Below are 13,473 nucleotides of genomic sequence, written 5' to 3'. Positions count from 1 at the left end.
TTATTTCAAGACAATAATGCAATCAGTAGGCGGACTGATTAAAAGAAATAGGGACTTTTTTAGTCTCCAAAAGGTTATTGCGGTATGACGAAAACTTACCGAAAATCACTTTTAAATTATTCCAAATATTGCAAATATCTGTTATATTGTTTAATAATTCGAAACATTTTAGAAAAGAGGGGTTGTAAATGGGTACGATCGCACACGAGGTAGTCGCTAATACTCTGAATGAACTTCATGTTGCTATTAAGAAATGTGAGATAGATTTGGCAGAGCAACTTCTTAAGAAAGCTAAGGAATCCTTGAAGCATATGGAGGAAGACGATAAGGTTATCATTTATTATCAGCTTTTAGAGTCTAGGTACAAGATGATGCTCTTCAAAAACAAAGGTAAGGGACTGCCTCCAAACGACTGGAAAGTGAAGAAGAAAGAGCTACAGGGTTACAATATTGATAACTTGATTGACTACTATTTTTACCTTTACGAAGCTGAGTACATGTCCTATACAAAGAATTATGAGCGAGCTATCAGTTTGCTAAAAATTGCTGAAAAGAAGCTCTCTAAAATTGAAAGCGATATTGAAGCAGCAGAGTTTTATATGAAAACGGCTTCTCTCTATGTGACACTTCATCAAAGTGCAGTGTCGTTAGGTTATATTAATGAGGCAATCAATATATACAGTCAACATGAAGATTATAAAAGACACCTTACAATTTGTTATGTCATTAAGGCAACGAATTATATGCATTTAGGGAAGTTTGAAGAATCAGAGGAATACTTTCTCACTGCAATCAAGACTGCTAAGGAACTTAAAGATGAGTTTTATGAAGCAATGCAATATCACAACATCAGTATTCTTTATTCCAATTTTGATAAATCTCAAGAATGCATAAATGCAATTAAGAAAGCTGTTAGATGCAATGAATGGCGTGAATCTGTTTACTACATTAACTCCATTTATATGATTGTCCGAGAGAGGTTTAAAATAGGCGACAAGGATAATGCCATGTATTATCTCAAGAAAGGACAAGAGGAGCTAAAGTTTAGATCGAATAAAATTTATGAAACCAAAATAAATATTATTCATGACCTATATTGTAAAAGGGTAGATGAAAGCATTGACAAATGCAGGGAAAACGTACAATACTTAGAAGAGAAAGGTGACTTAGATGGAGTAAGTGACCTTTCCTTGGTTATTTCAAGGTATTATGAAAAGGGCGAGTATTACAAAGAGGCTTTGGAATTTGCTAATAAAGCAATCAAAGTCAAAGAGAAAATGAGAAAACTGGAGGGAATTTGATGAAGAAGTTTATCCTTGGCTCGATCTTAGCGGTAACATTCTTTGGATTATCTTTAAGTGTTGGTACACACGTTAATAGTAGTACAGCATCTGGTGACATGCAGGTCGCAGAGCTTCCGGTAGGAATCTAAGTATAAAAGTTTAGTTGGTAAAAAAGGATCAGACTGTTGAATAAAGTCTCGACAGTCTTTATTTTTCTCATCTTAAATGGAATGAATAAAGGACAAAAACGTGGTGTAAATCAGCCTCGTTTTTTTTTGTTGTCAAAAGTGGTTCACAGAGGGAAGACCAAAACCAAGTATGAAGTGTGTTCAAAAAATTAAGCACTAATTTTCTCAATATGAAGTGAAAATGTGACTTAGGTCACTATTTACGGAGAGGTGCTTTTATACCAGTTTTATGAATCTTGACGAGATATTGGCACTTTAAAATCCAGAAAACGTGACATAAAGAACAACTTGTGTGTTTGTTAAAGATTAACTACGCACAACTTTTTTCAAATATTGGAATAATTGGTGATTTTGATCTGTTTATAGGACAAGGTATTCAATACAGCCTAATATTGTGATAGGGTCTGGGTAGGGGGTGATTTGGTACATAAAAAGGGTTTAAATAACTTTTGTTGCTGTGGAGCATCGTCAATGTAGGAAGCTTTAGTGAGAAAGGGAGTTATTGGGATAACGCGCAATTCATTTCTATAACTCTCGATTAAAGCACACAAATCCTTTGGTGTGCTGCTTCAAAAGTGTTGTCGCTTCTATATTTTTGAAAAAAAGTTAACAATTGATAAGGAGGATGTTACAATGAAAAGGAGTAAGTATTTATTAGCGACCATGTTCTCTACAACAATGTTAATTTCTGGTCTGGGGTTTAGTCATAGTGCAAAAGCGGATGGATTCCCGAGTCTTGCCGATCAAAGAGTTCAAACTGAAATCCAAGAGTTAAAAGCAGAAGGCTTGACCGATGAGCAGATTAATAAGTTTTATGAAATGAGCAAGGAAGAATATCAATTTGTGCAAAAACATGCAGATGACTTATACAATGAGTCACAAGAAGAAATAAAAAAATTGAAAGAATCCGGTGAAATTGATGAAGTTTTACACAAGTGGAACGAACCTGAATATCAACCAGAAAACAAAGTCTCAGGGTCATTGGGCACCAAAGGCGATGTCTTAGTTAGTTATGAGATTAACTCTGGAAGCTGGTCTATTGGTGTAGGACATGCCGCTATTGTATCTAGAAATAAGGCAAAAACAGTTGAAGCCTGGCATAAAGATTGGAGCCCAATTAAACAAGATGGGGTCCGTAGATATACTAATAACTGGGGAAGTAAAAAGAAAGTTTATGGGCTATGGGTTAGAAAATCAAACAATGATAAATATATAAATGCTGCAAAATATGCAGAGAAACAGGCTGACGACAAAAAGAAATATAATTTAAACTTCTTTGACAAAAAAACAACAAAAAAATTCTACTGCTCTCAACTAGCATGGCGTTCATGGAAAAATCAAGGACATGACATTGACAATATTAAATGGGACACTCTTGTAACTCCAATGGAACTGGTTAAATCAGATAATACGGTGATATTCCACCACAGAAAATAATGATTTTAAACAAATGATCAAAGCCAAAACAATCGGATTATAACCGATTGTTTTGTTGCTTCATAAGGAGGAAAAAATGAAAAGACTAAAGACCCTTTTTATTCTGGTGAGTATGCTTATAGTCACTTGCTCATGTGATTTACAACCGACAGGAAATAAGACAGAAAGGAACAATAATAATAAAACTGCATTAAAAAATATAAGCAAAGGCGATTTTATTGTTGGCTTTTCACACACATTAGACAGAGGTGCTGAGTTAGCTATATACAAAGAGAATGGGGCAGTACAGGATAGCGTCATAATAAAGGATGGCATTAATCTTAGTGTATCATCATATAATAAAGACGATACTTTTTTTTCTTCAAACAGAAGCAATAACCATTTTATGATTAATAACAAAACTGGACGTATTAAGAAATTTAATGATAAAAGCTTATCTAAAGAAACCGAAGATGAAGGAGCTTTTTTCATTAACACTTCAGATAAGTATGTGTTACATGATATAAACGTTGGATACACTGATTCAGGGTTACAAGGTGAATTGGTTTATTGGAAAGATGACAAACAAAAGAAAAACCAAATTAAGCTTGATGGAGAAATTGTTTCAGCGCAAGTCCTAGATAATAAAATTTACGCAATTACTAGTGATGAAGAGAATATGTTCATCATTTCAATTGATCCAAAAACGAACAAGCAGGAAAAGAAAGCCTCTATTCCAAATAAAACTGTTTATTTTACAGATGATAAAGATGCATTCCAACCTTTTGATGAAAAAACATTTATGTTAGCTATTAATGATAATGTAAATGAAAAAGAACCTTCAAAAATATTATTGATTGATAAGGAGACATTAAAAACAAAAAAAGAAGTTGTAATGGAGAATGGATTCATCCCAACAAAATTAAAGAGAATAAATGATGAGATCGTTGCTGTCTCATACAATGGAAAAGTTAGCTTTTTTGATGAAAATCTAAATAAGAAAAAATCTTTCAAATTCTATGCAGGAAATAGTGAAAAGTTATTGAATGATGTTAAATTTGGTGATAGTAACATGTACGTCCTTATCAAAGGGTTTGACATGCAAAAAGAGAATGTCTTAGGGGAAATAACCTCCTATGACTTAAAATCAGGGAAAAAGGTTAATACAACACCATTAAAAGCGAAAAAAGAATGGGAAATTGCACGTTTTGAATTATTGCATAATGAATAAGATTAGGAGGATATCTCATTTGGGTGGTCCTGCATTTTTAATACTACTTGTACTGCCGGCTGTATCATTTATCTTAGGGATAATAGGATACTTTATTTTCAAAAGAGTATGGGTAACAACTTTGATTATATTCGTACTCTCTTTAGTTTTTATGCTAATTGAAATAGGGTTAGAGCCGACTTTTTTAATCTGGGTGACTATCATGACAGTTGTATGTTTTATATCTGGAATTCTAACTAAATCCATTGCAACTTTAATTAGAGGATGATAGCAGAAGCGAAGCGTTGCGATCACTTTGACAGCATATTTGTCGTACATTTCTTTCAATGAAACCCTAAGTAATATGGCAACTTGATTTGCTCCTAATTAACTCCCTTTTATAAGGGGGTTTTATTTATTACCAACATTTACATTGAACATTTGTTCTTGTTTAATTGAGTTGGGAACATTCGTTCTGTTAATATTAGATCAATAAAGGAGTGAGTCTATATGCTTAGGGATCGAGGAACAATCAATGGACATCAATGATGCTAGAACATTTAATACAGCTTAAACAAGATTTGATTGATGGATCAAAAGTTGAAAAGCCATCTTTAGATGACAAACAAATTGATGAGATGGATATTCTCGTTTCTGAGGCACTTGAATTTAATAAAGAGTTGAAATTCAAACTCTTTAACAATGGATTCATTGAAAATGTCACCGGCAGAGTCCATTACATTAATTTTGAACAACAAAAGCTACACGTAAAAGACCAGAACGACAATACAGTTTATATCAACATGAATAACATCATAGGAGTTACATACAATGATTGATTACCCACAATTTCCACGTAAGAATATACTTTGTGTCGATATGAAATCCTTTTATGCTTCTGTATCGGCTGTAGCAATGGGGTTTAATCCTTTAACATGTTATCTTGCCGTTGTAGGGAATACGGATAGACAGGGAAGTGTAGTATTAGCCGCATCTCCTGCACTTAAAAAAGATTTTGGAATCAAAACAGGATCGAGACTATTTGAGATACCTGAAGATCCAAGAATACACATTGTAAATCCACAAATGAAGCTTTTCATCAGAGTTTCAACTGAGATTACAAAGCTGTTTTACAGATTTATTCCTGAAAAATGTGTCCACACGTATTCAATTGATGAATCTTTTTTAGATGCAGGAAAAGAGAATCCTGAAGAAATGGCCAAAGCAATCCAAAGCAGCATGTGGAGAGAATTTGGTTTGATGTGCACAGTTGGGAGTGGTGACAATATGTTGCTTAGTAAGCTTGCACTAGACCTGGAGAGCAAGGACACAAAGAGTGGTATTGCACGTTGGAGATATGAAGATGTACCAAATAAACTCTAGAAGGTTCGCCCTTTGTCTAAGATGTGGGGGATAGGAGGGAGGATGGAAAGAAATCTGAATCGAATGGGTATATCAACTGTAGGTCAGTTAGCTAAATTTCCTTTAGAACTGCTTGAAAAGAAGTTCGGAATAATGGGGAACCAGTTGTATTATCATGCCCATGGAATCGATTTATCGGAAATAGGCGCTCCATTGATTGATGCAAGGTCAGATTAGTTTTGGTAAGAGTCAGATTTTACTTAGGGATTATACAAGGAGAGAAGAGATTAAGGCTGTTCTTTTGGAAATTTGTGAGGAAGTCGCAAGAAGGGCACGTATACATAATAAAGTTGGTCGGACAATCAGCCTGGGAATTGGGTACAGTAAGGACGAGCTTGGTGGTGGATTTCATCGATCCAAAACAATTGATCTTCCCACAAATATCACAATGGACATTTATAGATGCTGCTTGATGCTCTTTAATAAGTTTTACTCGGATAAAACAGTGAGAAGTATCTCAGTTACGTTTGCAGGTACAGCGCTTCACAGAGCTGGGTTGACTGGTGGACATAAATCATAAAATAAAAGCCCACTCAAATGTATGAGTAGGGCTAAATTAATTAATCAACCTTTTTTAACCTCCGACAGGCCTTTCAGCTACCTGGATGTTAGATGGTGAATCTGTACTCAATTGCGTTAAAGCTACTCCACTTAAAATCACAGCTAAAATAAATACGCAAAGCACAAGTTTTTTCATAAGATTCCCTCCACCTGATTCATTTTCTGTTCAGCCCAAATTTTCGCATTGAAAAAGCGCGTTGCTTCTTCAAAAGCACCTATTAATTCAAACCTTTTTGCAGCTATGTAGGACAATTCATCTACACTTTCAAGTTCATTTTGTTGCTTTAAAAACTCAATATTACTAATACAATTATTGAAATTATTTTTTAATTCACCACAATAAAGGTTGTATAAGATGCTAATTTTGGCTTCGTATACTTTATTCTCCATTACTATGAGTCTTTCCTGTGCTTTATTGTAAAAATTAATGGCTTTCATTTTTTCGTCAATTTTAAAGAGTTCTTTAATCATCATGAATAAAGAATTTATATAATAAATTGAATGTAACCAAGATTCATTTCCTATTGCTTTTTCAAGAGATTCGATGCATTTATCAGGTTTATTCCAATCAGAATAAACGATGCTGAGATTGTGAAATAATTGAGCTTTTAAAAATTCATCTTTTGTTTCTTTTGCAATATCAATTGCTTCTAAGTAATATTGTTCTGCTTCCTCAAATCGATTCATATCAGCATAGTTTGCTGCTGCAATCATTGTTGATGTAGCTAGTTTGCATTTGTAATCAGGGTGTCGCTTATATATTGAAATTGCATTTTTTATATAATGTTGTGCCACAATGCTTTGTTTAACAAGAGTGTATAAGTAAGAGACTTTAGAGTAAAATTCAGCTGCTTCAATTTCATCTGGAATTTCTGCAAGCTTTTTTTCAGCTAATCCATATAAGTTAATTGCTCGATCGTAGTTTTTGTTGTATGCCTCATACATTGCTTCAAATAAATAAAAGTTGTATTCTAATTTATCATTTGTTTTTTTAATGAAGTTTTGATTGTCTTCAGTAAAATAGGTATGCTTTTGCAAAGGCTCTCCTCGTGAGGAATGCAGCAACATTTTATGTCTTTCTTCTAATAGACTATAATACGCAAGAACTTCTTGATCTTCTTCCATTTCATCAAAAAGTTTCTTTATCTCTGAATAATATTTTATTGACTCATCAACCTTTTGCTTTTTTATAGCAATGTACCAGTCATTCAGTGTAGTAGCGACAACTTCTGAAGCGATCTTACTCATCCAAACCCCTCTTTCTGAAAATTTCAAAAATCTCTCGAAAACAATCATAACATAGTCATTGAAAAAATTGTAAAAGGATGTAATGTTTTCTGCAATTTTTTCATTACGAAAAAAATACCCTCCTCAATTAAGAGAAGGGGAGGGGGTTTATCATAATCCATTGCTTGTTCACTATCAGAAATACCTTGAGTTGTTGGGTCAACAATGATGCCCATTGCAGATAAAAAAGTCAGAAGGGCATTAAATTTCTCTGTTAAGTCGTCACCAAATACAGTCAAGTCGTACCCAAAAGCAGAGGCAATTGCTTATCGTAAAAATTTATAATGAGCTAAAAAAGACAGTAAACATAAGGATTTTTGATACTTTAATTAGTGAATAGGGGACAAACGATCGTAAAACGTAAGTGGGAGTAGGGGAAAGGGGGCGTTTCAAGCAAATATTGATGAAAAAAGGGAAATTTGAAGAGGGAAAAACATTGATAATATAGGCTTTTACGATAGCGATTACGATGTGAAAAAGGACGATTTAATGTGAAATTGGGAAAATGTAAATTTGGAAAGGATGTGGAAATGGAAGTGCTATGGGTACATTTGTTCTTGCTTTTGAGTATTTGGATGTTAATATACCCCCATATAATGGTAGTTTAATCCCTATATAATAACTCTTATACCTGCATTTCAGTTACATATAATGGTTATGCTCGAATGCTTTATGGATGCATATAAAAAGGGAAAATCAAGAATATTTTTTTGAAAAGCAGAATAACTTCTGTCTTAAAATGGGATAAATTATTTTGTTTTTGATCGTTATCGTAACAGGAAAAATTAATACGAACACTTATTATGTCCTTAATAAGCAAAATGTTCTGAGTAAAGTACTATATATTCAATGATTTCGACTGACTAAACCTTAGATGCAATATAAGATATGGCCAAGTAATTGTTATTACTCAGCGGTAACAGAAGAGAAGGAATTAGGGAAAGCATTTGATTTCATACATAAAAGACTGCATAGAAAGAAATATCTTGCTTAAAAAGGTGAAAAAGGAGCTAAAAAAGCTCCCTATAAGTTTAAACAACTTTTGTATAAATAGCCGTATAAAACTGAATTGAGTAATCGAAATAATAACGTGTAAGAGTATAAGTATATCCATTGTATTCAATAGAAGGCTTGAAGTTTGGTAGGGGGCTAAGCTGATATATGGTGTCATAATCATATTCATCACTTTTTACTATCACTTCAGACGAAGAACTTGTTGCCAAGACAGGAGCAGCAGATACCAGCATACCTAATGATAAAGCAGAACTCAATAAAATTTTTCGAAGGTTCAAATATATCAACTCCATTTACATTTTATATATTAATTATGAGTTAAATGGAAGTTGCTTTGGAAGTGACTAATGGATCATAAATAGTTAAAATCGTGATTTTAAACAGATAGGAGGAAACGAATGAATCAAGATATTCAGTTTTTAAAAGAACTTCAGCAAGAGTTGAAAACTCAAGATACCGACGGTCAAGCTGCACCACGATTTTGGACAGTCGGTGATTATGAATGGGTCGAAGTCCGGGAGGAAAACGCAGAGCGCTATTCTGTTTACCTGCCATATATTGCAGAAGCATACGTTTTAGATGATTATCTAGAAGAAATTAGAGAAGATAGTGAGCTGGCTAAGGAAGCTTTAACAGAGCTGCAAGAAATTGAGGACGACTATGACGAAGCTATTGAGTGGATTAAAAAATACATTGATGAAGAAGCAGAATTAATTCCAGAAAGAAAGGTTCACATTATACATTCCAAATACAATGTTTTTGACCAAAGCAGAAGCGAAGAGACATATCAAATTGAATAAGCACCACTATACTTCAGAAGCCCATACTTACGCTATGACAGCTTGGAGAGCGCCGAAAGTTGAAAGGCTGATTACTATTCTTGAAACATTTGATTGGGATTCAATAGAGACTTCTAAATAAAAGATAGTTTTTAACTAAACATCTAAGGAGGGATCGTTATCGATATAGGTACACGCATCGATAACGATCGCAGAGGGGGATGTTAATCTCTATAGCGGCGTCTTTCTTCAAAGTCATCGAGATTTTCATTCTGCTTTGACTTGGACTTGAATACAAACCAAATTACAGCAGCTAGTGAATAATCCATGACTTTATCAAAAGTCCAATTTGCAAAAAAGTCTAGAAGAAATTTCATTAGATTCCACCTCCGAGAATATGGGCATCTGTCTTTTGTGATGCCTCTACAATATAAAGAGTGAAATGCAAAGTGAAAATCTAAAAAGAATTGAAAAAAATATAAAAATAATAAGAGAGGATGGAAATATGACCAAAACTAATGAGAAGATTCATGTGCTTGTCGACGAAAAATTAGGAGGCATTAAACGCGAATACATGGAGATCGATCGGAAGGCGGAGGTTGGCGAGAAGATCGTAATTGTGGAGAAGGCTGATTGTGATGATTGGTACGAGAACGGCGCCATTTTTACAGTTAATCGAGACCGCCCGGGAAAGTCGCACATAGAAAGTGACGCAGCTAGATGTGGTGGCAATAATAACGGATTTATCCTACGCGAAGAATATCACGTACTCGAACCGACCGACATCGTTCACATTGACGGTCAGCGCTACGAAATGGTCGATCGCAATGCAGAAGTCTGCGAGAAGGTTATCGTTGTTAGGCCTGACGAAGTAATCGGGGGCGCCCATGATGCAGGGAGAGTTGGAAGGGTAAAAGCACGCCTTTCTGATGGAGATGTAAGCGTAGAAACTATTGGGATGATGTTTGGCGAAGAATATCGCGTTCTCGTCCCACTAGATAAACATCAAAAGATGCACAAAAATAAAAACAGTGGATATAAAGATATGAAAAACTTCATACATAACGAATTAGGTATCACACGGCAAGATATTCAAGAAATGATTAGTGCTGCGGTTTCTAATGAAGTTCAAAAGATGTTTGAATCAGGAAAGCTGGATCGTATTGCGGGAGCAAAGATTGGTAAACTTATTGAAGAAGGGTTTAGAGATAGAGGTCGGTTGCTTTATGGATTTAAAGAAAGGGTTTCTCAAATAGTTTCCGATGAGGTGGGGAAACGTATTGCAAATAACCTCAATATAAGTGTGGAGCTGAAAAGTCAATAAGATCTTCATTTTATTTTAAATTGAATGAAAAAGATAAGAAGTTGACAATATCCAGCATCGGCCTAAACTGTTTTATGTTTCAAAAGATTCTTGTAACATAAAGAATGTTAATGGAAATTGAATAAGGGTGAAGAAATGTTATCCAATAACTGGTTATATGTTAAAAATCCGTATCTTGATCATTTGATTTTTGGAAGTGACTATGAAGAGATTATAAATTTTTTTGAAAAAATAACATCATGGGTCAATACCAACTTAGTCAATGAGCATGAGTCCAAATTTTTATTAACTAAGATGGTTAATGAGGTATTCAATATAAAAACAGAGGTATCTTTCAACTATAGACTTAAGGTTATTGAGAAAATAATCAGAAAGCCAGCCTATTCTTTAATTGAGAAAACTATGAAAGCAGAAATAATGCGTATTTATCGGGAAACTCAAGCAAAGCTCCAAAGTGAGAATGATTCACAAACATTGTTGCTCTATAGGGGATTAACTCGTAATGAACTAGACAGTTATTATAAAAATCCATCTTTATTAAAAACGAATACTCTAGTTTCTTTTACAACAGATGAAAACAGGTATCAACGAGAAGTTCAAGTTGCAGTCGAAGTTCCAATTGAAAATGTATTGTTTTATCGAGATCTGTGCCCTTTTAATGAACAAGGTTATGGTATGTGTTGGTTAGGGCTACATATTGAAGAGGAAGTCATCGTAATAAATCCGAATCAGCATTTCAAAATTAAAGACGTAAAAATAAACCATCGTTTCAGAAGAATGAGAGAAGCCGAAGAAAAATATCTTTGATTAGGGATTTTTTATATAGGAAGTGGGCGATCTAGTTATGCCAAGAAACAAGGATGGATTTTACTTATAGAAGCTGTAATGAAATGATTTTCAATGCATCTTAAATTGAAGCGACTGTTTCATGTCCAAGATGCAATCAAAACACCTATAATACCGTTAAAAAAACTAAACGATCTATGTGCTTAATATTCATTTGTTATTTTAATTGCTGGGCAATAAGGAGTTATGTAACGGAGAGTTTATACTCTCCATGATTCGAAGAAAGGTATACGGAGTTTACCGTGTTTAGTCTTAAATCTGTGCTTAACTTTACATAAAATAGGTTCAATAAATACATAATCATCAGATTCAGACTTTACTTGTTTCATAGAATGAAATTTGCCACGTTTCGCATGGGGCATAAATTCCATAAATCCAGCTGCAGTTCCATCAGGATAAGACAGAAGGAATTTTATATCCTCTTTGGTGTAGCCGGTAATAAGAACTTCAGTGTTATCGTAATTGATCACTTTCAGCCAATTATGTGAACGTTTATTGATCTCATAAGGGGAGTTAGCTTTCTTGAGTACGATTCCCTCTAAGTTCTTTTCTTTGGCCAGATTGAAGTAAGCGAGTCCGTTACCTTCATTCCTTCGATTACACAAACATTTGGATGATTCAGTTCAAGTGAGTTCAGAGCTGTCTTACGCTCGGTGAGTCGCTTAGCTGCAATTGACTGACCGTCTTTGTAGATAACATCAAAGACACAGTAAACGATATTGTGGGGACATGAAATGTTCCATTACAGCCTCAAAGTCAGGGGCGCCGCCTGGGGGCAGCTACAATAACTTCACCGTCGAGCACTGTTCCATCTGGAATATCTAAGTCCAAGAGTTCTGGAAACTTGCTTGTTACTTCGTTGTTGTGACGAGTGTATAACTTAATCTGATTATCAAATTTAGAAAGGATGAGTCTGATTCCATCAAATTTAAGCTCAGTGATATAGCTCTCGTCATCAAAAGGCTCTTTTATTGAATGTAATAGCATTAGCGATACAAACAAAATATCACCGTCATTAGGATCGTATGCTGCAGTAAGCTTTGCAGATAGTCAGAATCAGTATTTTTAGGGTTGAGCCATTCTTTTTCGTTCACATCAGTTAGGATAACTGGCATCCGATCATGAATGTCTTCCATAAGCTCATTAGGCTTTGTTGTGATGAGTGTGCAAGTGTACAACGGATTGTCTTCTGGCGTGTTCCACTTTTCATATAAGCCGGCAAAAGCAAAGAGATTCGACGATTTAAGCTTATTCCGCATAGGAATCTTTGTCTTTGGATCAAGACGCTTCCATTCGTAAAAACTGTCAGCAGGGATGATATAACGTTTGCTGACAAGTGGCTTTCGAAAGCTTGGTTTCTCGGCCAGTGTTTCGGCACGAGCATTAATCATCTTGTATCTATCTTTTCAACTTTAGCAGGGATAAGGCCCCATCTAAGCTTGCCCAAGGTTATTGGATCCATCGTTAATGATTGTCAGGATGTTTTGTGAAGGAGCGACATTATAGTTTGGGTGATATTCACCTTCAGGTAAGAATTGATCTATGTTGAATTGCTTGATGATGTCATTGTACAAGCTTGATACACGAAAAACAAAAAGGAGGGAAGTGATGAAGCAAACAGTTGAGGTTAAAGAAGTTGAAGTGTTGGTCAGGGGAATATGGAGAAAGAATAATCAATGATATTAATACTTAAACAGTCTTCTGATAGTCTTTACAATAATAAGAAAGCCCCCATACCGGGGGCTTGAAGCTGCCTAATAACCATTAAATCCCTTGATTTCAAAGTTTTCTGTATCGAGATTTAGGCTATTCAATTGCTTTAACAACACCTCAAATTTTAAGCAGTCACCGTTTCTTAATTCATCTGGAATATATTTAGGATTTGCAATTTTCATGCCATTCTCAATCCACTGTTTTCGGTATAACTGAATTGCAGCTTCGATTAAGTAATCTGGCGTTACAATAAAACCTAAGCTTACTTCATGATCTTCACTGTAGCCGTATTCAAAATCGCAACAAGGGCAGATTTCAAATGTTTTTTGATACTCCCCATCATTGTTTAATGGGTTTTCACTTAATCCTTTATATCCGCAAATTAAACATGTATATAATTTAGTCATAGCAATCCCTCTTTAATATATAT

At 34.7% G+C, this 13,473-nt stretch carries 13 protein-coding genes and 5 pseudogenes; 11 read left to right on the top strand and 7 right to left on the bottom strand.

Annotated features, from left to right (window positions below; translation table 11 throughout):
• Positions 1 to 188 precede the first annotated feature (188 nt).
• The 7 genes and pseudogenes from NST79_RS10805 to NST79_RS10775 all read left to right on the top strand — a co-directional run bounded on the left by NST79_RS10805 (position 189) and on the right by NST79_RS10775 (position 6,039).
• A complete protein-coding gene (locus NST79_RS10805) occupies positions 189 to 1,301 on the top strand; it encodes a RapH N-terminal domain-containing protein (RefSeq protein WP_080529419.1) in 1,113 nt (370 codons plus the stop codon).
• A complete protein-coding gene (locus NST79_RS10800) occupies positions 1,301 to 1,432 on the top strand; it encodes a hypothetical protein (RefSeq protein ID WP_273796633.1) in 132 nt (43 codons plus the stop codon). Before NST79_RS10805 ends, NST79_RS10800 begins: the two co-directional genes overlap by 1 nt.
• Positions 1,433 to 2,104: 672 nt before the next feature.
• Positions 2,105 to 2,908 (top strand): septation ring formation regulator EzrA, encoded by an 804-nt coding sequence (locus NST79_RS10795; protein ID WP_080529418.1) that lies wholly within the window; start codon positions 2,105 to 2,107, stop codon positions 2,906 to 2,908.
• Positions 2,909 to 2,984: 76 nt separating this feature from the next.
• Positions 2,985 to 4,118 (top strand): hypothetical protein, encoded by a 1,134-nt coding sequence (locus tag NST79_RS10790; protein WP_080529417.1) that lies wholly within the window; start codon positions 2,985 to 2,987, stop codon positions 4,116 to 4,118.
• A complete protein-coding gene (locus tag NST79_RS10785) occupies positions 4,111 to 4,386 on the top strand; it encodes a DUF2651 family protein (protein WP_059335910.1) in 276 nt (91 codons plus the stop codon). Before NST79_RS10790 ends, NST79_RS10785 begins: the two co-directional genes overlap by 8 nt.
• Positions 4,387 to 4,642: 256 nt before the next feature.
• Positions 4,643 to 4,936: a YolD-like family protein gene (locus tag NST79_RS10780; protein ID WP_080529416.1), complete on the top strand. Its 294-nt coding sequence runs from the start codon at positions 4,643 to 4,645 to the stop codon at positions 4,934 to 4,936.
• Positions 4,929 to 6,039, top strand: a pseudogene (locus tag NST79_RS10775) (Y-family DNA polymerase). The gene NST79_RS10780 and the pseudogene NST79_RS10775 overlap by 8 nt, the downstream one beginning before the upstream one ends.
• A gap of 54 nt (positions 6,040 to 6,093) precedes the next feature.
• Here the strand turns inward: NST79_RS10775 and phrK are convergent.
• From phrK to NST79_RS10760, 3 genes and pseudogenes are all read right to left on the bottom strand, one after another.
• Entirely contained in the window at positions 6,094 to 6,216 is a 123-nt protein-coding gene (gene phrK, locus NST79_RS10770; protein ID WP_212059429.1) for a PhrK family phosphatase-inhibitory pheromone, read from the bottom strand.
• The gene (gene rapK, locus NST79_RS10765) at positions 6,213 to 7,328 is read right to left on the bottom strand and encodes a Rap family tetratricopeptide repeat protein (RefSeq protein ID WP_212059427.1); all 1,116 of its coding nucleotides are present in this window, start codon (positions 7,326 to 7,328) and stop codon (positions 6,213 to 6,215) included. Before rapK ends, phrK begins: the two co-directional genes overlap by 4 nt.
• A gap of 143 nt (positions 7,329 to 7,471) precedes the next feature.
• A pseudogene (locus NST79_RS10760) lies at positions 7,472 to 7,645 on the bottom strand (phage holin); the annotation flags it as partial.
• Between the two features lie 612 nt (positions 7,646 to 8,257).
• Here NST79_RS10760 and NST79_RS10755 point away from each other — a divergent pair.
• A pseudogene (locus NST79_RS10755) lies at positions 8,258 to 8,361 on the top strand (hypothetical protein); the annotation flags it as partial.
• Between the two features lie 37 nt (positions 8,362 to 8,398).
• Here NST79_RS10755 and NST79_RS10750 read toward each other — a convergent pair.
• A complete protein-coding gene (locus NST79_RS10750; RefSeq protein WP_010886526.1) occupies positions 8,399 to 8,659 on the bottom strand; it encodes a hypothetical protein in 261 nt (86 codons plus the stop codon).
• Between the two features lie 120 nt (positions 8,660 to 8,779).
• On the opposite strand from NST79_RS10750, the gene NST79_RS10745 reads away from it, so the two are divergent.
• The 3 genes from NST79_RS10745 to NST79_RS10735 all read left to right on the top strand — a co-directional run bounded on the left by NST79_RS10745 (position 8,780) and on the right by NST79_RS10735 (position 11,291).
• Entirely contained in the window at positions 8,780 to 9,181 is a 402-nt protein-coding gene (locus NST79_RS10745) for a hypothetical protein (RefSeq protein WP_250629446.1), read from the top strand.
• Positions 9,182 to 9,602: 421 nt separating this feature from the next.
• Complete coding sequence (locus NST79_RS10740) at positions 9,603 to 10,484, top strand: hypothetical protein (protein WP_337993164.1); 882 nt, start codon at positions 9,603 to 9,605, stop codon at positions 10,482 to 10,484.
• 117 nt (positions 10,485 to 10,601) lie between these two features.
• Positions 10,602 to 11,291, top strand: coding sequence for a hypothetical protein (locus NST79_RS10735; protein WP_250629445.1), 690 nt, complete (start codon positions 10,602 to 10,604; stop codon positions 11,289 to 11,291).
• Positions 11,292 to 11,530: 239 nt separating this feature from the next.
• Here NST79_RS10735 and NST79_RS10730 read toward each other — a convergent pair.
• The 3 genes and pseudogenes from NST79_RS10730 to NST79_RS10720 all read right to left on the bottom strand — a co-directional run bounded on the left by NST79_RS10730 (position 11,531) and on the right by NST79_RS10720 (position 13,450).
• Positions 11,531 to 12,332, bottom strand: a pseudogene (locus NST79_RS10730) (ATP-dependent DNA ligase).
• A 9-nt stretch (positions 12,333 to 12,341) separates the two neighbouring features.
• Positions 12,342 to 12,904: pseudogene (locus NST79_RS10725) on the bottom strand (SOS response-associated peptidase); the annotation flags it as partial.
• 180 nt (positions 12,905 to 13,084) lie between these two features.
• On the bottom strand, positions 13,085 to 13,450 hold the full coding sequence (locus NST79_RS10720) for a hypothetical protein (RefSeq protein ID WP_071577897.1): 366 nt from the start codon (positions 13,448 to 13,450) through the stop codon (positions 13,085 to 13,087).
• Positions 13,451 to 13,473 lie beyond the last annotated feature (23 nt).

It is taken from the genome of Bacillus sp. PS196, assembly GCF_037963555.1.
Classification (GTDB): domain Bacteria; phylum Bacillota; class Bacilli; order Bacillales; family Bacillaceae; genus Bacillus; species Bacillus subtilis.
The sequence above is the reverse complement of the archived record's forward strand: the minus strand, read 5'-3'. Positions and strand labels throughout refer to the sequence as shown.